The organism is Paenibacillus sp. CFBP 13594 (assembly GCF_014842675.1).
In the GTDB taxonomy this organism is placed as follows: Bacteria; Bacillota; Bacilli; order Paenibacillales; family Paenibacillaceae; genus Paenibacillus; species Paenibacillus amylolyticus_B.
In genome coordinates, this window is record NZ_JACYVQ010000004.1 from 296,216 (window position 1) to 316,214 (window position 19,999).

Annotated in this window: 23 protein-coding genes; 13 read left to right on the forward strand and 10 right to left on the reverse strand. The window is 45.0% G+C overall.

The window, feature by feature from the left end:
* Window positions 1-162: 162 nt before the first annotated feature.
* The 7 genes from IFU39_RS15025 to IFU39_RS15055 form a co-directional block, all read right to left on the reverse strand.
* A complete protein-coding gene (locus IFU39_RS15025; protein ID WP_192133412.1) occupies window positions 163-549 on the reverse strand; it encodes a RidA family protein in 387 nt (128 codons plus the stop codon).
* Between the two features lie 19 nt (window positions 550-568).
* Complete coding sequence (locus tag IFU39_RS15030) at window positions 569-1,945, reverse strand: amidase (protein WP_192133414.1); 1,377 nt, start codon at window positions 1,943-1,945, stop codon at window positions 569-571.
* Window positions 1,942-2,127, reverse strand: a complete 186-nt coding sequence (locus IFU39_RS15035) for a hypothetical protein (protein WP_105599972.1) — start codon at window positions 2,125-2,127, stop codon at window positions 1,942-1,944. Before IFU39_RS15035 ends, IFU39_RS15030 begins: the two co-directional genes overlap by 4 nt.
* Window positions 2,128-2,138: 11 nt before the next feature.
* Window positions 2,139-3,167 (reverse strand): ABC transporter substrate-binding protein, encoded by a 1,029-nt coding sequence (locus IFU39_RS15040; protein ID WP_192133417.1) that lies wholly within the window; start codon window positions 3,165-3,167, stop codon window positions 2,139-2,141.
* A gap of 53 nt (window positions 3,168-3,220) precedes the next feature.
* Window positions 3,221-4,087 carry an ABC transporter permease gene (locus IFU39_RS15045; RefSeq protein ID WP_105599969.1) on the reverse strand — a complete coding sequence of 289 codons (867 nt, stop codon included), beginning with the start codon at window positions 4,085-4,087 and terminating at the stop codon, window positions 3,221-3,223.
* Window positions 4,087-4,863 carry an ABC transporter ATP-binding protein gene (locus IFU39_RS15050; RefSeq protein ID WP_017687011.1) on the reverse strand — a complete coding sequence of 259 codons (777 nt, stop codon included), beginning with the start codon at window positions 4,861-4,863 and terminating at the stop codon, window positions 4,087-4,089. Before IFU39_RS15050 ends, IFU39_RS15045 begins: the two co-directional genes overlap by 1 nt.
* Window positions 4,864-5,094: 231 nt before the next feature.
* On the reverse strand, window positions 5,095-6,774 hold the full coding sequence (locus IFU39_RS15055; RefSeq protein WP_192133419.1) for a PucR family transcriptional regulator: 1,680 nt from the start codon (window positions 6,772-6,774) through the stop codon (window positions 5,095-5,097).
* 226 nt (window positions 6,775-7,000) lie between these two features.
* On the opposite strand from IFU39_RS15055, the gene IFU39_RS15060 reads away from it, so the two are divergent.
* The 4 genes from IFU39_RS15060 (at window position 7,001) to IFU39_RS15075 (ending at window position 9,459) form a co-directional block, all read left to right on the forward strand.
* The gene (locus IFU39_RS15060; RefSeq protein ID WP_192133421.1) at window positions 7,001-7,477 is read left to right on the forward strand and encodes a hypothetical protein; all 477 of its coding nucleotides are present in this window, start codon (window positions 7,001-7,003) and stop codon (window positions 7,475-7,477) included.
* Between the two features lie 103 nt (window positions 7,478-7,580).
* Entirely contained in the window at window positions 7,581-7,919 is a 339-nt protein-coding gene (locus tag IFU39_RS15065) for a hypothetical protein (protein ID WP_192133423.1), read from the forward strand.
* 134 nt (window positions 7,920-8,053) lie between these two features.
* On the forward strand, window positions 8,054-8,698 hold the full coding sequence (locus IFU39_RS15070; protein ID WP_192133425.1) for a hypothetical protein: 645 nt from the start codon (window positions 8,054-8,056) through the stop codon (window positions 8,696-8,698).
* A 248-nt stretch (window positions 8,699-8,946) separates the two neighbouring features.
* Window positions 8,947-9,459: a pilus assembly protein gene (locus tag IFU39_RS15075; RefSeq protein ID WP_146117045.1), complete on the forward strand. Its 513-nt coding sequence runs from the start codon at window positions 8,947-8,949 to the stop codon at window positions 9,457-9,459.
* A 330-nt stretch (window positions 9,460-9,789) separates the two neighbouring features.
* On the opposite strand, the gene IFU39_RS15080 is transcribed toward IFU39_RS15075, so the two are convergent.
* Complete coding sequence (locus IFU39_RS15080; protein WP_105599957.1) at window positions 9,790-10,518, reverse strand: SDR family oxidoreductase; 729 nt, start codon at window positions 10,516-10,518, stop codon at window positions 9,790-9,792.
* 197 nt (window positions 10,519-10,715) lie between these two features.
* Here IFU39_RS15080 and IFU39_RS15085 point away from each other — a divergent pair, with 197 nt between their 5' ends.
* The 4 genes from IFU39_RS15085 to IFU39_RS15100 all read left to right on the forward strand — a co-directional run bounded on the left by IFU39_RS15085 (window position 10,716) and on the right by IFU39_RS15100 (window position 12,536).
* Window positions 10,716-11,060, forward strand: coding sequence for a winged helix-turn-helix transcriptional regulator (locus IFU39_RS15085; protein ID WP_105599956.1), 345 nt, complete (start codon window positions 10,716-10,718; stop codon window positions 11,058-11,060).
* A 229-nt stretch (window positions 11,061-11,289) separates the two neighbouring features.
* Window positions 11,290-11,691 (forward strand): NAD(+)--rifampin ADP-ribosyltransferase, encoded by a 402-nt coding sequence (gene arr, locus IFU39_RS15090; RefSeq protein ID WP_192133427.1) that lies wholly within the window; start codon window positions 11,290-11,292, stop codon window positions 11,689-11,691.
* Window positions 11,692-11,703: 12 nt separating this feature from the next.
* Window positions 11,704-11,997, forward strand: coding sequence for a hypothetical protein (locus IFU39_RS15095; RefSeq protein ID WP_192133429.1), 294 nt, complete (start codon window positions 11,704-11,706; stop codon window positions 11,995-11,997).
* 104 nt (window positions 11,998-12,101) lie between these two features.
* Entirely contained in the window at window positions 12,102-12,536 is a 435-nt protein-coding gene (locus IFU39_RS15100) for a hypothetical protein (protein ID WP_091013479.1), read from the forward strand.
* Between the two features lie 85 nt (window positions 12,537-12,621).
* On the opposite strand, the gene IFU39_RS15105 is transcribed toward IFU39_RS15100, so the two are convergent.
* On the reverse strand, window positions 12,622-13,047 hold the full coding sequence (locus tag IFU39_RS15105) for a hypothetical protein (RefSeq protein ID WP_091013482.1): 426 nt from the start codon (window positions 13,045-13,047) through the stop codon (window positions 12,622-12,624).
* A 373-nt stretch (window positions 13,048-13,420) separates the two neighbouring features.
* Window positions 13,421-13,783, reverse strand: coding sequence for an iron-sulfur cluster biosynthesis family protein (locus tag IFU39_RS15110; protein ID WP_017687018.1), 363 nt, complete (start codon window positions 13,781-13,783; stop codon window positions 13,421-13,423).
* A 290-nt stretch (window positions 13,784-14,073) separates the two neighbouring features.
* Here IFU39_RS15110 and IFU39_RS15115 point away from each other — a divergent pair, with 290 nt between their 5' ends.
* The 5 genes from IFU39_RS15115 (at window position 14,074) to IFU39_RS15135 (ending at window position 19,954) form a co-directional block, all read left to right on the forward strand.
* The gene (locus IFU39_RS15115) at window positions 14,074-15,102 is read left to right on the forward strand and encodes a LacI family DNA-binding transcriptional regulator (protein WP_105599944.1); all 1,029 of its coding nucleotides are present in this window, start codon (window positions 14,074-14,076) and stop codon (window positions 15,100-15,102) included.
* A 180-nt stretch (window positions 15,103-15,282) separates the two neighbouring features.
* On the forward strand, window positions 15,283-16,554 hold the full coding sequence (locus IFU39_RS15120; protein ID WP_091013486.1) for an ABC transporter substrate-binding protein: 1,272 nt from the start codon (window positions 15,283-15,285) through the stop codon (window positions 16,552-16,554).
* A gap of 90 nt (window positions 16,555-16,644) precedes the next feature.
* Entirely contained in the window at window positions 16,645-17,532 is an 888-nt protein-coding gene (locus IFU39_RS15125) for a carbohydrate ABC transporter permease (RefSeq protein ID WP_091013489.1), read from the forward strand.
* Complete coding sequence (locus IFU39_RS15130; protein WP_091013492.1) at window positions 17,525-18,370, forward strand: carbohydrate ABC transporter permease; 846 nt, start codon at window positions 17,525-17,527, stop codon at window positions 18,368-18,370. The genes IFU39_RS15125 and IFU39_RS15130 overlap by 8 nt, the downstream gene beginning before the upstream one ends.
* Before the next feature lie 87 nt (window positions 18,371-18,457).
* Entirely contained in the window at window positions 18,458-19,954 is a 1,497-nt protein-coding gene (locus IFU39_RS15135) for a glycoside hydrolase family 30 protein (protein ID WP_192133431.1), read from the forward strand.
* Window positions 19,955-19,999: the final 45 nt, after the last annotated feature.

Sequence of the window (19,999 nt, forward strand, 5' to 3'; positions counted from 1 at the left end):
TGAGAAGCAGTATAGCTAGTCTGTGAGACACAGCGTAGAATTTCTTCAGTTTGCACAGTTAAATGAATACGAAAGAAACCCGTTTCTCAAAAGAGAACCGGGCTTTTCAAAAAGGTGAGCACCTGTAGCCATTTATGGCTTCAGGTGCTCTTTGGTGATGTGCTACTCTCCTCGAATGGATGGCGCATACGCCAGCACTTCCATCTCAATTAAATAAGGGCCTAACCCGCTGAATACGGTAATGCGGGCGGGATAGGGCTGCTTAATCATTCGCGCATATACTTCGTTGTATTCGGGCTGATCCTCCACTCGTGCCAGATGAGTCGTTACCTTCACGATATGATCCAGTGTAAGTCCTGCTTCTTGCAGGATAACCTCAATATTGCGAATGCACTGCTCAGTCTGTTCCTTAATGCCGCCGATAGGCTTAAGGGTCTGTGGATCAACGCCTACCTGACCTGCGACGTAAACCATATCTCCTGCACGGACAGCGTGGGAGAAAGGAAGTGGGAACTTGGGTGCTGTACTGGCATGTATGATGGTAGACATAGAAGTTATCATTCCTTTCCTAGTGAGAGTGTATATTGGGTGTTAACTGATGCCAGTTCGTAGCCTGCTGATAATGATGGGCGATGGACAACAAGCGGTCTTCTCTCAGGAGTGGACCAGCAAGCTGCATGCCGATTGGTAGTTGCTTTCCTGAGGAAGGATCAAACCCAATGGGAACGGTAATGGAAGGTAGCCCTGTATTGGTAAAAGGTCCGTTGAAAATGGGACTACCGGTCTTGTAGCCATAGGGGGCCACATACGGCGTGGATGGAGTCAATAACACATCCACTTCATCGAAAAGCATCATCATCTCGCTGCGGAATATCGTTCGGATGCGCTGTGCCTGCAAATAATCAACAGCACTCGTTTGAAAGCCGAGTTCAAGCTGCTCCCGCATCGTGTGACCGTAGCGATCAGAGGCTTCCGCAAAGCGTTCCTGATGGAAGGCGGCAGCTTCTGCCCGCATAACCGTACGATGAGCAGCAATGGTCTCTTCCATATAAGAAGGCAGATCAACTTTCTTCCATTGCATGCCCAGCTTCTCAAGTACAGTGAGTGCCGACTCTACCGCTAACAAGATCGCCGGTTCATCGGTCTGGAAGAAGTTGCTTGGCAGCCCGATCACCATTCCTGAAACAGGATGCTCAAGAGCGCTTGTTAAGTCTGGCTTGCCGTGAGGCAATGTGAAGGAGTCCAGCTCATCCTGCCCGGCCATCGCTTCCAGAACGATCGCGTTATCTTGTGAGGATCGAGTGAAGGCGCCAATATGATCCAGACTCCAACTGGCTGTGATGACACCGTTACGGCTAACCCTGCCGTAAGTTGGCTTCATACAGGTTAATCCATTGTAAGCTGCGGGTCTGAGCAGAGATCCAAAGGTCTGAGTTCCGAGAGTGAAGGAGGCCATACCAGCAGCTACAGCAGCGGCGGAGCCTGAACTGGAACCACCTGGGGTGTGCTCCAGATTCCACGGGTTGCGGGTTGGTGCTTCTCCTCCCTGGAAGGCATATTCCGTCGTTGTTGTCTTGCCGAGCAGGATAGCGCCCGCAGCGTGTAGCTTATCTATCACAGTAGCATTCGTCTCTGGTACGAAGTCAGGATAGGTACTAGATCCAGCCGAGGTGCGTATGCCAGCGGTATGGATAATGTCTTTGGCTCCATAGGGAATGCCATGCAGAGGGCCGAGATAGTTGCCATTCATTAGCTTACGCTCAGACTCTTTTGCGGCCTGCAATGCTTGTTCCGCGGTAACCGTAACGAAGGCTTGCACAGCAGGCTCTACATTCTCAATTCGTTTCAAATAGGACTCTGTAAGCTCAACAGGAGATATCGTCTTGTTTTTAATCAATGTTGCGGCTTCCGTAATCGTCAGTTCGTTCAGTGGTTTCGTAATCATCGCAGAGGCACCCTCCTATGCGGAGCATTGGGGCCGACTTCTTCTGGCAACTTGAAACCTCGAATCAGCTCCAAGTCGGCTGTAAATAGATCAAGCTCCTCGCTCGTAATAACTCCGTTCGTGTATTTCGCATTTTCCGTACGGCGGTGTGTGAGATAGTCGTCCTGTTTCAGAGTAATCACCCTTTCTCTCTCTATTTGGTGAAGCTTGAATCGATAATATCTTCGTAAGCGAGTTCTTCCTTCAGATTGCCGATGAAGCGCTGCATATCGATTGCGGTGTTAAAAGCTGATTCGTTGATGAGCCCCTCAGCAGGGTATACCTTGCTGTCAATCATACGTTGTACGGCTTGTTCCACGACTTCTTTGTCCAGATTGGGGAACTCCTTCACAGCGACTGCTTTGGCACCATCAGGATTGGATTGAATATAGTCCAGGGCTTGCTCGATGGAGGTGACGAAGCGCTGGGTGAGATCAGGATTGTCCTCAATGAAGCTTGCGGTTGTATTCATCGTTGCAAAGGCGAAGTCAGGATAATCCTTCGTGAAATCATGGACGATATGCAGCCCTTCTGCAATGCCTTGATCTAACTGTGGCTCGTAGACGATAGCAATATCGGCTTTGCCGGCTAATACAGCACCAAGCTCGGAGCCATTCTGAACCTCGGTGATCGTCACGTCTTTGTCGATATCAATGTTGTTGTCAGCGAAAAGCTTCCGCAGTAAGCTGTTGGAGCTTGTAGGTGCCAAACCTACAACAATGGTTTTACCTTTGAAATCCTCTGTTGAGTCCACCGTTACTCCTTCTCGTGCAACCGCCCAAACAGGAGCACTGCCGGACAGAAGGACCAGTGAGCGAGCATCGCCGCCCTTTGCATTCGCGAATGCGACATGCTCAGGACCGTGGAAGGAGAATGCAGACTCGCCTGAGATGACCGAAGACAATGCTGTTGGTCCACTTCCGGCAGCACGGATGGAGGTTAGCTCAATGCGATTCTCCTTTAGAAATCCTTGGTTATTCGCTACATAGAGCGGAAGGTAGAGCAGATTGTGATACACCTCGGACACCATGATTTTATCCACCTTCGTAGCATCTTGCCCCTCACTACTGGATGTACCTCCGCCACTCGCAGGTGTTGTAGCATTGCTTCCGCATGCACTGAGTAGTGTGGTCAATATCACCGTCATCGTTGCTAGGATAGCTATCTTTTTGAATGTACGCATTAGTCATCAGGCCCCTTTAATGGTCATAGTTAAGTTAGTCGTTGTGGGTCAGCTTAGACAGATGTAGATTTGCTGCTGCTCTTGTTGTCATTCCATGGGAGGAGACGAGATTCGATATAACCGACACAGGTGTAAAGGAACATGGCAACCAGCATCAGCATGAACACGCCAACCCATACGGCTGGAAGGTTGAACAGGTTACCTTCGACGAATACCATATGTCCGAGTCCTTTGTCAGAAGAGATGAATTCTCCACCTACAACAGACACTAATGCCAAACCAATATTGATCCGGAAGGCCGAGATGATCCATGGCAGAGAGGAAGGAACGATAATTTTGCGGAAAATTTGTGATTTTTTTGCACCGAAGGATTTCATCAGATTAATCTGGGATTCGTCGATCTGATGAGTCGCTTGGTAGGCGGATAATAGCGCTACGATAAACGTTGCGACAGAGGCGAGAGCAATCTTGGAGAAGATGCCTGAACCGAACCAGATAATAATCATGGGGGCAAGTGCAATTTTCGGGATACCGTTCATAGCTACGATGAAGGGATCGAGTACACGGGCAACAGATTTGGAATACCACATGAGCAATCCTGCCAACGAGCCGATTAAGCTTCCTGCTACGAAGCCGATAACAGTGGCATTCACCGTTGCAAAAGCATCTGTAAGCAGTTGCCCTGAGCTGGCCATCGTGATGGCGGCATCCAGAATGGCGCTTGGTGATCCCATGAGGAATCCGTTAACCAGCTCCAAACGAACAGCGGATTCCCAGATCACCAGGATGACCGCTACAATAATGAATCTCCATAGCATCGTGGTTAGCCATTCTTTGGAGAAGGTGGACTGTCTGCGTTTGCTCTTCACAACTCCAGCAGGTTTTCCGGTAAGGGTAATTTCAGGTGATGTGCTCTTCATTAGCTGATCCTCCCCATTTGGATATCAAGCTCTGACCAGATCGATTCAAAATACTGTTTGAACTTGTGGTCGGAGCGGGCTTTCAATGCTGAGCCATATTGCGAGGCGAGACCAATGTCATACACTTGCTTCACGGTTGTTGGTCGTTTGCTCATGACGGCAATGCGGTCGGAGATGGCGATGGCTTCCTCAATGTCATGAGTGATAAGCACGCCTGTCTTGCCCTCGGATTTCAGGATGGACAAGATTTCATCTTCCAGAATGAGTCTGGTCTGATAATCCAGTGCGGAGAAGGGTTCGTCCAGTAGTATAATATCGGGCTGGGTAACGAGGGTACGTATGAGGGCTACACGTTGGCGCATACCGCCTGATAGTGTGGAGGGATAGGCTTCTGCGAATGAAGCCAGGCCATAACGATCCAGATAATCCATGGCAATATCGCCGCGATCCTTTTTGGACATGCCCTTCACTTCCAAGCCTAGCGTGACATTGTCCAAGATGCTTCTCCAAGGCAGCAGCAGATCCTTCTGCATCATATAGCCGACATGCCCGGTGGTCTGATCGATCTCTTCGCCACAGACGATAACCTTGCCATTCGTTGGCTTAAGCAGACCCGCGATAATATTGAAGATCGTACTCTTACCACAGCCGCTCGGTCCCACGATACTGAAGAACTCCTGTTTCTTGATTTGCATCGAAACCTCAGCGAGTACTTGAATATCTTCTCCGGTTGCACTGACAAATGATTTGGATACGCCTTGTATCTGTATAGCCATGATAGGTAGCCCCTTTCCTACAGCCTGATGATGGTTTGTTTCTTGATGTGATTTGATGTTAATTAAAGTGACATTAATTAATATATTCCTAATCATATAGACTGTGGGTCCTGTTGTCATTAGTTACTTTGAACATAAAAATACAATTAAATCAGTTAAAATGAACAATTGAAGATTGGATATGAAAAGAAAAACAAAAGAACGTGTCAATATACATGACACGCTTTCCGTTCAAGACGTATGATCAGCTTCGCTAAGGGCTGAATTAACATTCAGCAGCGACTCCAGTGCAAAGGCCAGACGGAAGCGCAGGCTCTCCATCGGGTCCTTGATGTTCCTGCCGGTTAGTTTCTCACATTTCTCCAACCTATAGATCACTGTATTGCGATGTACAAACAGCTCTTTCGCTGTATCGACGATCTGGCAATGATTCTCATAGAAGGAGGACAAGGTCTTCATAAGTTCGCTGCGCTCGTTTGGATCTCGGCCTTCGAAGGGTTTAAAGGTTTCTTGATGGAACTGTAACATTTCATCGTGGGGAATCATACGCAGCAGGCGACTTATATCCATCGTCTGATAGGAATGGGCGAAGCGGGTCTTTCGCATCTGATAGCCGGATTGAAGTGCCTTGACTGCTTCCTTGTAGGAAAGCCCGATATCCAGTACATTCGTGTAGGGATTGCCTATTCCGAAAGAAAGACTAAGCTGCGACGCCATATACAGATTGCCCGCAATCCACTCAAGCTGCTGAATAACAGTGTGTTCATCCCAAGATGATTCGGCCAAAAAGACGAGTATGCCGAACTGGTCATTCTTCGTGAACATGACAAAAGAAAGATCCAGTTTGGTGAACTCCTGCTTAATCAGCTCGTAATTAGCGTCTCGTTCCGAGATGAACCGCTCTTCTCCTGAGGGAGTGAGAATGTGATTAGGTTTGTTCGTTAAAGGTTCATCCATCTTGGCGATGATGAGAACGGAACTTCCTTTTGCCTGCAGCCCGTATTTCTTGCCGCGATGCAGCGCTTCTTGTTCCGAACGAATGAAGCCTTGAATGAGATCGGAGAAATATTCATTTTTGTAACGGCGGGAGCGTTCCTTGACCGCTTGCTTCTTGGTTAACTCCAGACCGATTACATTGACGGCTTGTTCCAGTGCCAGAGTGGAGAGCTTAGAGCTTGCGGAACTGTCGTATAGTGCGATCAAATAGCCCTCGTGCCGATCCGTGAAGATGGGATGAAACTCGGCATGTCGATATTTCTCAGCTGTAAGCAGACAGATTGAGATTGTGGTATGGAATGAAGGGTGCTCATCTATAAATGTCAGTAAGGGTATGGCGAGAGACTGGTCATCCATCTTTTCTGCATAATGGGAGCTGGCCGTAATCTGTTTCTTGGAGCCAAGCAGCAGTACAGGTGAGGATAACAACTGAGACAACGTATCTACGATAGAGGGGATGCCTTTTCCTTGCATCACCATCGTGGAAAATTGCTTGTGAATAGACAAGGCATAGTGGAGCTCATGGGTTTTGTTCTGTAGGATGGCACTGATCGAATGTTGAAATATTTCACCGAGTGTATTGTCTATCTCAGACAGCTCAATGATCGGGAAGCCCAGCCTGTCCGCTGTCTCGAGCAGTTGCGGAGATAATTCAAGAGAGAAGCGCTGTGTCTTGACAGCAAGCGCCGCACAACCAATCGCATGCATGTCAGTAATGAATCCAAGATGAGCTTCGGGTCGGTCTTTCAGGATATAACCGTTGGTCAGCAGCATATCTCCGGGTTTCAGGAATTGTACAATATCTGGCGCGTCCATAATATTAATGGATTGCACCAAGCGATCGAGGCCACGATGTCCGGCAATAACCTTTGCTTTGGAGAGAATGGGGATAGTCAATAACTGTTGCAGATCCATCTTCAACCCACCGCTTTCATCATAATATGTTATAAAATCTAACATTAAGTGAGGTGGGCGTAAAGAAGAGTTTGGATAAAGAGGCTTAGCCTTCGGAAATTCAATGCAAACAAATTTCTCATAAATATAAAAACTTTCCAATAATTCAATGCGTTATACTAAATAGATATAAAGAAAAATTTGATACCTATTAACAATTCTATCACTAAAAAGGAGTTCTCGATCCATGAAAGGAAAAGGATTAGTATCGCTTCTACTTGCCAGTGTTGTTGCTAGTTCTATTTTAGTTGCATCGACTACAACTGCGGAAAGAGTCATAGCCCAAACTCCGATGGAAGCCGCAACTGAGTACTTTGATGCTTACATTGCTAAGGATGTAGAGGGGATGATGTTCTATGCTAAAGATACAAACTATTTGGATGAGAAGAGTCGTGAAGAAGAATATGTAAAGGACTTGAAGACCAATCCAACTACAGGGTATGAGATTGTGGAAAGCAAACAAATCAATACGGATGAAGTTCAACTTTATGTCGTTCAAAAGTATGCAGGACAAGACTATGAACAGTCACCGCCACTCCCATATAAAATTTTCAAAAGCGGAAATGGATGGAAGGTTTTAGTAGAGCCACTAGAAATCAATACATGGACAGGTGAAGTCACGAAAGGTACACCGATTCACGCTATGCAGTATACAGATCATTAGTTGTTGTACCTGTCTTCTACTAAAACATAGGCCCACTTGAACTAGAAGGCAATGGATATATGAATGCATACTATTGAAACGATTGAGGAGTGAGTGACATCCAATGAAAAAATTCTTGATCAGTACGGCATTGATAATGACTGTTTCGGCAGTGACTGCTTTAAGCATTTATGCTGGTCATCATAATGATGATGCAACAGCGGATAACCCAAACTATCCAGATTTTGGTCCAGGAGTAAAATTATCAGAAGAGGAAATAAATAGAGCTTTAGAAAATGTCAGTGGTATAACGACTTCTTTTGGAACATTTAAAAGGGTAACCGAGAAAGACCCCTACATTACCGAGAAGGAAACGGTTGATAACTTAGATCATTTAACGGCCGATACCAAACAAATTTTTTCTCATGGTAATTATTTTGTGAAAAGCGATTCCGAGGAATAAATTTGTCATAAAAGGAAGTTAGGAAAGGCGGTGTAAAAATGCCAGCTACTTGGACATTTAGTGCAAATAGGACAAGAGACGTTCTCCCTTATAAGAAAATAATCTTATACTAGGAGATAGGAGATGTTCATATAATGAAAATTTCAGACCGACTATTGAGACAATATTTAGATCATGTTTATTGGATATGTGGAGGCCCTTGCGGCGGAAAAAGCACGATGACTAATTTGCTTTCTTCAAAATGGGATATGAATTATTATTCTTCAGATGACCACAAGTTTGATTATCAAAAAAAGGCTAATCCGCAGGATCATCCAGCAATTTTGCGACATTTCATTGATTGGGAATGGTTCTTTTTAGGACGAGGGAATGATAGAAATCACTGGTTAAATTCCGTGTTTGACGAAAGTGTGGAGTTTATCATCTTGGATTTGTTACAGATGGGGAAAGAGAAGCCAATCGTAGTAGATACTTTTATGGAACCTGCTTATCTAAGGGAGATTGCTGACCCCAACCGAGTTATTTATATGTTTGCAGAAGATGACCTCATTCGAGCAAATTATCTGGATCGAGATCATCTGAGAGGCATGGAAGATTTGTTTCCTAGTTTATCAGATCCACAACGTGCACGGGACGAAACATTAAACACAGTGGTTAGAGCATCGAATCATTATCTGCAACAAGCAGAGCAGTATCAATTAAAATGGTTTATGAGAACATCTCAGTCCAATAAAGAGCAGATGTTATTAGAAGTTGAGAGGCATTTCGGTTTTAAATGATACTGAAGTGTTAATGATATCAGTCCCAGTCGTCATTTGTTACACTAAGGGAATACGATAGGTCAATAAACCACATAAAGTAGCCGATTAACCTAATCGGCTGCTTTTGTTCAGGTGACGGGCAGGTTAACTCAATGTCATCTTGCGAATTACAAGTGTAACTTTTGACTAATTAATAGCGTTGTTCGTCACAAGTGATTTTTTACAGGTTAAAGAAAAACTAATAAAAGAATATGGGGGATGAAGTATTGAAGAAAAAGAGACTATTTTATATTGTTGTAACATTAGCCTTAACAACAGTGACCCTAACTGCCTGTGATTCAACAAGTCCAACTCAAGAGAATTTGTCTCCTCCAAAATCTGTTGTATTTTCAAGCAAGTCCGAAAGTGAAATCCTTTCTAATTATTTAAGTGAACAAGCGAGTAAACCCTCCCACTTTATTGCTTCTGGAGGAGCTACGGTGCAGCAACCCTTTTCCTTAAATCCGGAATTTGTACATATAAAACTGCTTATGAAGAACAATAGTAGCCATGAAGTCAATGTTAGTTTAACGCACTTGGATACTAATAGAGTGTATCTCTCTAGAACAATTGCTCCCGGGGAATCGTTAGATTGGATAAATGTTAAAGAAGGTTACTCAGAAGGTATGAGTACTGGAGACTACTTGCTTCAATGGAGTGGTGGCGGTTATCGTGTTGATGGGGAAGTATGGGGATCAGCTTGTTCAGAGTTGGACGATGTTGTTGATCTATCTTATTGAACTAACGGGCAGGTTAGTTTAAATACATATTCAACTTAGCAATCAATATTAAATGTACATTACTGGATTGTAGATCGCAGATTGCGAAGTTATGGAGTCAATTAATACAGCCCTATGCAAACCCGCTCTAAGCGCGTTTTTTTCATTTTAAAGGGTCAAGTTCATGTCCTTGGTCAGACACATGAATTTGACCCTATTCCGATAGTGGACATGAACAAATCCTTATAGCCGTTGATTACACAGAATGTCTACTCTGCTACTCTGGTGAGTGGGACGGGGTAAACTGCATATAGCTTGCGGAATACTCAGAAACTGCACGGGTAAAATGGTTTACCAAGGCACAACTCCATTTTCATCAAAAAAGCTACCCGTTGGACCATCATTATTGATTGTGGCGAGCTTAACTACACTGGAAGCTGCTTGTTCGACTGTGCGATAGCCAGTATTACCATTTAAATCGGTAGCTGTAAATCCAGGGCAAACCGAGTTGATTTTAATAGGAGTATCTCTTAATTCTTTAGCAAAGAAAACAGTTAAAGCATTTACAGCCGTTTTGGAACTATTATAGGCGAGCGAATTCACATTATAAAATTCCGACGTTGGGTCTGAATTCAAAGTTAAGGAACCTAATGCGCTGGAAAGATTTACGATTCTTCCGGCAGAAGATTTTTGGAGCAATGGAAGTAATGCAGTGATGACAGAAAATACGCCAAAAACGTTTGTCTCATAAGTATTCTTGAGAACGGACAGTTCCAGTTCCCTTGGAGATGTGTTGCCTTCAAAAAACACGCCTGCATTATTAATCAAGATATCAAGGTATCCATATTCTTGTTCAATCCATTCTACTGCGGAGAGAACGGAGCTGGGTTTTGTGACATCAAGAACCACCGTTTTAGCTTTAATGTTCTCCGTTTCCAAGCGCGTTACGGCCTCATGTCCTTTTTCTTCGCTTCTTGCTCCTATTAAAATCTCATACCCCATGTTTCCCAATTGTCTTGCTGTCTCAAAACCAATACCTTTGTTGCCGCCTGTAATTAATACGATCTTGGATTTATTCATAAAATTTCCTCCCTAATCTGTTTTTACAATCTGTACCTACAAAAGTGTATTTATTTCTTATAGTTGTGACTGCTAGTTAGATTCTCTCATTGTAACCGTGATATATCTCCTTTCATTTCTGATATAGTTAATATAGTGGAAATGATTGATACTTATAAGTACGCACATTTTTGTAACTTAATGAATGGAGTGGCAATATGGGATATGGATTAAAAAATTATGGCGACTGCAGTGAAGAGGTTATAAAGGCCTGTCCTGTTGAAATGGTTTTACATATGATAGGAGGAAAATGGAAGGGAATCATTATCGACATTATATCCGAAAAATCGGTCAGATTTAATGAACTTAAACGATTAATACCAGGGATTACACAACGGATGTTGACTTTACAACTCAGGGAACTCGAGGCGGATGGGATTGTGAAGAGGGTCGTAGAAGACACTGTGCCACCCAAAGTAGAATACTCCCTGACTGAACAAGGAAATAAATTGTCGAGTATCATCGAGTCTATAAGAGTATGGGGAAAAGAGTTTCAATCCTAAGTCTGCGATCGGGAAGTCTTAATGAATAGCCGTGTCGGAAATCGTAGGCGTCTCCATTTTTCACCGCGCCGCATAGCGGGATTCAACCATGATATTTTACACCTTACTAACTTGTTTATTATTTGTTTTAATCGTATTTTTGGCACTATGGATGTATTATGCGAGAAAAATCTAAGGGCAGGTTCATGATAAAATAGAGCATCTTACTAAATTTGGAGGTGGTGGCGAGATGGCTCAAATTCTTGACAAAGGTCCTTTTTATCATGGGACACGAGCAGATTTGCAGATTGGTGACTTGCTCACAGCTGGCTTTCGCTCTAATTACAATCCGGATGTTGTGATGAATCACATTTATTTTACAGCTTTGCGTGATGGGGCTGGGTTAGCTGCTGAGTTGGCAAAAGGCGGTGGTGAACCGCGCGTGTATCTCGTTGAGCCGACAGGCGAATGGGAAGATGACCCAAATGTGACGGATAAGAAATTTCCAGGCAATCCGACGCGATCATATCGCAGCATAGCCCCACTAAAAATTGTTGGTGAAGTGAAAGATTGGGTGCGACAAACGCCTGAACAACTCGCAGTTTGGCATAAACGCTTGGCGAAAATAGATAAAGGTGAGATTCTAAATTAGTCTAACTATTGAATGATCGGTAGACTTCTATTAAGTACTATATATGATGCTGTAATTAGAGAATTGTATGAGGAAACCAATCAAATTCTGGATACAGCTGAATTCAAAGGGCTAATGAAGTTTAGACTCCAGCCAAGTTTTCATGGACCGGAACGGACAGAGTATGGAGCTCTGTTCATGGGTGAACTGTGCAAACTTGATGATTTTGTTGAAAACGATGAAGCTTCTTCAATAATTCTTTGGGATGGCACATCCGAGATTGGTGATATCGCAGAAATAGATAGGAAGTTAATTGAATTCGTGTGATACATGATTGGACTATTGGTAAAAGATATTTCAGGGAATCAATGAACGAATTGAGCAACCCTCTCCATATATCATTCGTTAGAGTATGAGAGAGGTGATGTGAAATGAATAAAATGAGTAATAGCATCTTAATGTTGGTATCAGTGGTATTCGCGATGTTATCTGGGTGTTCATCAACAGAGAAAATTGAAGATAAAGTTACTGAACGTGTAGTCGCATCTGATTTTGTTCTCGAAGTAACAACACCAACTGTTATAGGCACGGGTGAGACAATGAAAGTAAAAGGGACTTTAAAATATACAGGTATTAAACCCGTTGAAGTTACCCATGGAAAACCTATAATTCGTTTCTCCTTCTCCGGTAGTAACGAGGAGCGTAATTATACGGATGTAGGATATGTAACTGAATTTATATCAGGTCAAGTGGTTGAGGTTGAAGATGAATTTATGGTAACCAAAAAAGGGAAACAAAATCTCATTGTGGATATGACCGCGGATATCTCTTTAACCATGAATCCAATTGAAATTCTTGTGAAGTAATTTTAGTTACATTGAGTTGTCGGGTAGATAAGTACGCTTAATGGATTTGTTTGTGAATAAACCAAAGCAAAAGAGAGCCAGACGTTTAAGTCAGGCTCTTCTTGGCGATGTATTGTGTCTCTGTGTCATTTGAATCCTGGCGCTTTAAGAATATCTTACTTGGTCGATGTAAGAGCACAACTAACAAGGCGAATAGTTGAATAAGTCCAGTTAATAATCCTTCATTCAGTAGTCCGATAAATAAAGCGATACTCAGGAACGTAACAGTCGATCTGAATTGTCGTTTGGTGATGCAAATGATAGCAAGCAAACTAGGAATGATCAAAAATATGATTCTCCCAGTAATTTCATTAGAGAAATTAATCAGATCATTGCCGTTCACTTGATAACCGGCAAAGGCTTCAGGATTTTGACTGAAAATATAGAGAAATACACTGAAAGAAACAATGAGGTATATAACTTTAATACTCAACAAGATGCGGACTACGTTCAGGATTGTGGGTGACTTCATAAGTTTCAATTTTCCTCCTCGACACTTCTAAACGGATACATTGTCTAACCGTGTTTTTGGTATAACTAGACTTATATCTTTAATCAGGTATTCCATTTTGTGTATCTCCTAAATTCATATGTGGTTATCTAAGTATACGGTTTGCTTGTAATTATTTGTATTAAACTAAAGTCCATATTAATTAATCAAATTTTCACCTCTTTTGTCCTGAAAAATGGTCGGAAATAGATTGGCAGAGGTACAGAGGCACTGCACGAATATGAAATGTTTTCGAAAATAATGCCTAATGAACTCATCGAAATTTATAAAAAAACCTCCTGTCCCACGGAGCATATGGGATTGGGAGGTTTTGATTATAGTGCATATTCAACGTTTATCGTACAAACCATCCAGTGGGCTGAGGGGCTACGTCTGCGGTATCTCGTAAATCATGGACTTTAACATTACTGCCATAGATCATGGAATCACTACTTAATCGGAATGAAGGGAAACTGTGCTCGGATTGCAGACGCAGAGAGGGTTCAAAGTAAATCTGCTGCTGTTTGTTGATTACAAAGGGAAGCGACCCCGCTTCTACGGTAACATCATCGCTATCCGGTTCGTTTAAGATCAGAAGTACCGCAATTCCGTCACAACCGCATCCATCGGTATCATAAAACAATTTGAAATAGCCTGGTCGATCTCCCAGCTTTTCAGTAAGTCTTGCTTCTGCCAGCGGACTGACTTGAATGATCATGACGTTGTTCACACTCCTCTAATCTCCAATGAATTCGCTTACAATTTAATATATGGACCTTAAACGCTGATTAGAAGGTGAAATAAAGAAAAGCAAACATGTCCGGTTGAAAATATTGACGCTAATGCGTAATACAACGAACAATTCACGTATGAATGTCATACCCGGAACTTCTATAGGTTCAGTGTGAAATCATTCGCCCGTCAATGAAACCCATTTCATCAGCATTCCTTATCTGGTATGATAAGCAGGGAAAATAGGGAAAATTAGAGAAAAAGGAAGGTTCCGCTATGACACCGATCACCATATACGACATCGCCAAGGAAGCAAATGTATCTGTAGCGACGGTCTCCCGGGTACTGAATGATACGGCACCTGTGCGTGCAAGCACCCGAGAGAAGATTATGTCCATCATCGAAAAACACCAGTTTCAGCCCAACGCGCAGGCGCGCAGTCTGATCAAGAAAGAGACGGGCACCATTGCCATCATCCTGCCGGACATTACAAATCCGTTTTTCCCGGAAGTGTTCTGGGGTGCGGAGAATGAGGCTCGCGGATTGGGGTATACCTTCTTTCTGTGCAATACCGCAGGCGACTACAACAGGGAATCTGAATATTTGTCCATCCTGAGAGAGAAGCGGGTAGACGGGATTATTTTTCTCGGCGGGCGAATCAACATGCAGGTCTGTCCGGATGACATGGCGCAGGAATTGATTGATATGGGCAAACGCATGCCGATCGTGCTGGTCAATGGCAATATTGCCAAAGGCGGGTTCCACCGGGTGTATACCGATGAAGGAGCAGGGGCGGCCCTTGCAGCTGAGCATTTGCTTGAACTGGGGCATCGCGATATCGCCTTTGTCGGCGGGCTGAAAGAGTTATCAACCACCATGGTCAAGGTCAGAGCTGTGCAGAAGAAACTTCGGGAGCATGGGCTCGAAATACCAAAAGAACGGCAACTGCTCGGCAGCTTCTCCATCGACGATGGCAAACGGGAAATGTCCAAACTGCTGGATCGGGACAATCCGCCAACCGCGGTCATATGTGTGAATGACAATACGGCCATTGGTGCAATCAAGTCGACGATTGAGCATGGGCTCTCGATTCCACAGGATATATCCATTGTGGGTTATGATGATACACCGCTCGCCAGTGCCGTTATACCGGAACTGACAACCGTATCACAGAACACGTATCAGCTTGGCAAACAGGCTGTGGATGTACTGCATGAGTTGATTAACCAAGGCAAACCGAAGAAGCAGATCATTCTGCAACCGGAGCTGATTGTGCGTCAAAGTACAGGACCTGCTGCAAGATAAAGGGCCTGTAATTGGAAAAGAAAGCGTTGACATTTCCTCGAAGGGTGAAATATAATGAGTGCGTGAATGAAACCCCTTTCATAAAGTGGAACGGGTTTTATGTTTCAGCTTAATGAAACCCATTTCATGAAACGGGTTTCAGTGTAGTCATCCATTCATTATATCAAGGGGGCGTAACGTATGAGAAGAAGTCTAAAGGTCATTTCGTTATTGATGCTGGTCATGGTAATGGGTCTGACAGCCTGTAGCAGCGGGAGTAAAAACGGTTCTTCCGGCGAGTCCGGTGGCAAGGTTGATTTGAGCATGACGATCTGGGGCTCGGAGGATGAGAAGAAAATTTATCAGGAGCGGCTCGACATCGTGAAGCAGACGTATCCCGATATTAATGTGAAACTCAACGTGGTTGCAGGAGATTATGACCAGAAGGTACAGACGATGATCGCCGGAGGAACAGCACCTGACATCATGATGATTGCCGAGAACTATCAGGCCTACGCCTCCAAGAATCAGATTATACCGCTGGATGACATGATTAAGGCGAACAATGTGAACATGTCTGAGCGTTATTCCGATGATATTGCAAACCTGATGAAGTATGATGGCAAGCAATTTGGTTTGCCGGATCGGGCAGGCGCAATGGTCCTCTTTTATAACAAAGATCTGTTTGATAAAGCCGGGGTGGAATACCCAACCAAAGATTGGACGCAGGATGATCTGATGGCGGCTGCTCAGAAGCTGACGGTGAAGGAGAACGGCAAAACGACTCAATGGGGCTACTACCCAGGCAGCTGGTGGCCGCAATGGATGCAACTGATCTACCAGAACGGTGGCTCATTGTTCGATGAGAGTGGCAAACCAACTTTCGATACGGAGCCTGTGCGTAAAGCATTGCAATTCATGAATGATCTGACCTTCACCCACGGTGCAGGACCAACGCCAACTGAGATTGCCGACATGGGGAATATCGGAGCCGATCCGCTGTTTGCACAAGGCAAGATCGCCATGGAAACAACCGGTTTCTGGAACATTGGTTCGCTTGCTAAGGTCGAAGGCATCAACTGGGATATTTCTCCGGTATGGGGCGAAACAAACGCATTCTTCAACGGTTTAACGATTACCAACGCTTCCAAACACAAGGAAGAGGCATTCAAAGTGATTGAAGCAATGACGACACCAGAAGCGCAGATGCCAATGGTCAAAGCCGGTCAGGATGCTCCTGCAACCAAAGCGGGTCTGTCCAGTGATGAATTCCTCAATGCTGAATATGGTGGCAAAAAAATTAACATGGCTGCGTTCAGTGAATCGACGATCTATGCAGAACCATTCAACCCGCAATGGAACGAAATGATGAAGCTCATTAACGACAAGCTGGGTGTGTACTTCAATAACAAAGCTTCGCTTGATGATACCGTAACCGAAATCCAGAGTGGACTGGAAAGACTCTACAAATAGAGGTTGTTCAAATAGCATCGACAGGAGGACAGGTGGAATTCGGCGTGAATGCGGATTTCATCTGCTCTCTGCGTCATGGGAGGGCTTAACGTGAAAAAAAAGGACGGGAAATGGTTTTATATCTTCATCTCGCCTTGGCTGCTCGGATTTCTGGGGCTGACCCTGGGACCAATCCTATTTTCCATCTATATGAGCTTCACGAACTGGGATCTGTTCCAGTCCCCTGAATTTATCGGTATAGACAACTACAAAACACTGTTGACGGATGACCCGATCTTCTGGAAAGCGGTGGGAAATACGTTCTTCTACGCCCTGATATCGATCCCTCTGGGCATGTCGATCTCGCTCTGGATCGCGTATTACCTGAACAAGAAGATCAAAGGTATTACTTTCTTCCGGATTCTGTTCTACCTGCCTTCCGTCGTTCCGGTGGTTGCGAGTTCATTGCTCTTCATCCACTTGCTTGCGCCGACGGAAGGATTGATCAATCAGGCACTTGCGATCTTCGGTATTCAGGGTCCTGCCTGGCTTCTTGATCCGAACTGGGTTAAACCTGCATTGATTCTCATGTCCTTATGGGGTGTGGGTGGTGGTGTGGTATTACTGCTTGCAGGTATGAAAGGAATACCGCAGGAATTCTACGAGGCCGCTGCCATCGATGGTGCGAAAAGTACACAATCGTTCTTCCATATTACATTCCCGATGCTGACTCCCGTCATTTTCTTCAATCTCGTGACTGGCATGATCGGAGCGCTCCAGACCTTCGCGCAGGTCTTCATCGTCACTGCCGGCGGACCTGATAATTCAAGTCAGATGGTCGTTCCCTACTTGTTCCAGAATGCATTCCAATTCTACAAAATGGGATATGCATCGGCGATTGCCTGGGTACTATTCATTATCATCATGGCGTTGACACTGGTTGTATTCCGTTCATCGGCGCTATGGGTGCACTACGAGGAGGGAAAAGCCAATGAGTAATCCATCGACTGTAGAGAAGACGATATCCTACATTTTTCTGATTCTGGTCGGGGTGCTGCTTGCTTCACCTTTCCTGTACATGATCTCCATTGCACTGGCAAGTGACGCAACAACCGTCAAGTCAGCCTTTACCTTCGTACCGATGGAGTTCCAATGGTCGAACTTCTATACGATCTTCACGAATAACAATCTTGGTACGTATCTCAAAAACTCGATTATCATCACCGTCTTTACGATTGTCGGATCGGTATTATCAGCCTCGGTCGTATCCTACGGCTTCGCCCGGATCAAAGCGAAAGGAAGCCGTTTCCTGTTTATTGTGTTGCTCAGTACGATGATGATTCCGGGTGAGGTGACGATGGTACCGCAGTTCATCATCTTCCGTCACCTGGACTGGATTAATACATTTTACCCGCTGATCGTACCGAGCTTTTTCGCCGGAGCGTTCAACGTATTCCTGATTCGACAGTTCGTCATGAGTATTCCCAAATCACTGGATGAAGCCGCCATGATCGACGGAATGGGCCACCCGGGAATCTATTGGAGGATCATACTGCCACTGACGTATCCAATTCTGGCAGCGATTGCGATCTTCTCATTTTCCTATAACTGGGGCAACTTCATGGGGCCGCTCATCTATATCAATGACCCGGAGAAAATGCCGCTTGCACTCGGGGTGCAGCTGTTGACTACGGTAGGTGGCGGACAGATGCCGCCTTGGAACCTTGTCATGATCGCTTCCCTTTTCCTCACCATTCCGATGGTGCTGGTCTATCTGTTTGGACAACGTTATGTCTATGAAGCGAACATTAGCGGCGGAAGCAGCGGAATCAAGTAACAGAAGGTGTGTAGCGTGTATGTATTGAACCTGTTGTTCAAGGTCAATGAAGTCATTAACGTACATGGAGAAAGGATTGTATAGCCCATGGCGCATAAAGAACAACGCAGCAGGAGCAAACGGAGTTACATCCTCATGGGTGTGGCCCTGGTTGCCCTGCTGGCAGGAGGAGGAATTGTTATCAATCATTTTGCCAATGAATCATCCAAAACACTTGAGTTCCAAGGGCAGCCTGTACGTTTGAAGCTGGATCAGTCCTATGATCATTTTGAAGGCTGGGGCACGTCACTTGCCTGGTGGGCCAACGATCTTGGGGGATGGAAGGATCAGGCGAAAGTGAGTGAAGTGATGGATCTGGTCTTTGACCCGGAGAAAGGATTAGGTCTGAACATCGTTCGTTACAATATTGGCGGTGAGGAAAATCCGGAGATGAAAGCCCTCCGTCCCGGTGGGGATGTACCTGGCTTTCAGCCTGAACCTGGGGAGTGGGATTGGAATGCCGATGCAGGTCAGCGTGCTGTACTACAAGGCTCGATGGAGCGCGGCGTGAACATTGCTGAAGCATTCTCCAATTCACCACCCTACTGGATGACGATTAGTGGATCGGTTACCGGAGCCGTGGATGGCAGCAATAACCTGCGTGACGACCAGTATGATGCGTTTGCCGATTATCTGACCGAAGTTGTGAAGCATTATCGGGACGAGTGGGGGATCACTTTCCGTACACTGAATCCGCTTAATGAACCTTCCTCCGACTGGTGGAAGAAAGGCAATATGCAGGAAGGCAGTCATTTTACGAATGAGAAGCAGGCCGAGATTATCAAGAAAGTCGCTGCATCGTTGAAGAGCAAAGGACTGGATGGAACCGTCATTAGTGCCGCGGACGATAACAGTATTGATGAGACGGTGTTTAATTTCAACCTCTATGATCAGGACACGCTGGACGTAATCCAGCAGATCAATACCCACTCCTATAATGGTAGCAAAATGGAAGAGCTGCGCACGCTGGCAGAGCGCCATGGCAAGAAGCTGTGGATGTCCGAGTACGGAACCGGCGGCAGCGAGCCGCACAGTCATGAGGATATGACCTCGGTGCAGGAGTTGGCGGAGCGGATCATGTTTGATCTGAAAATCATGCAGCCATCCGCCTGGGTATACTGGCAGGCCGTTGAAGATGAAGGCGCCAATAATAACTGGGGCTTCATTCATGCCAATTTTAACGGAGAAGAGCAGTACGAGATGACCAAACAGTATTACGGCATGGCCCAGTTTACGAAGTTCATTCGTCCCGGCGCGACGATTATTCCAACGGATGGTGGACGTACGCTGGCTGCCTATGACGCAGAACATCAACGACTGGTGCTGGTGATTCGTAATGAATTGTCGGCTGGAACAACGGCGTTTGAACTGGAAGGGTATGCGTATGGAAAATCATCCAACGCGCAGGTGTATCAGACTTCACCAGAGCGAAATATGGAGAAGCTTGAAGACATACCGGTGTACGCTAACGGACTGGAAGTGCCTACGGCCGACAATTCCATCACAACCGTTGTACTGGAAGGCGTAACGTTGCAGTCAAAGTGATAACAGTGATCTGAAAGTTGTTCTGTCATTGTAGTCTCGGTGTAA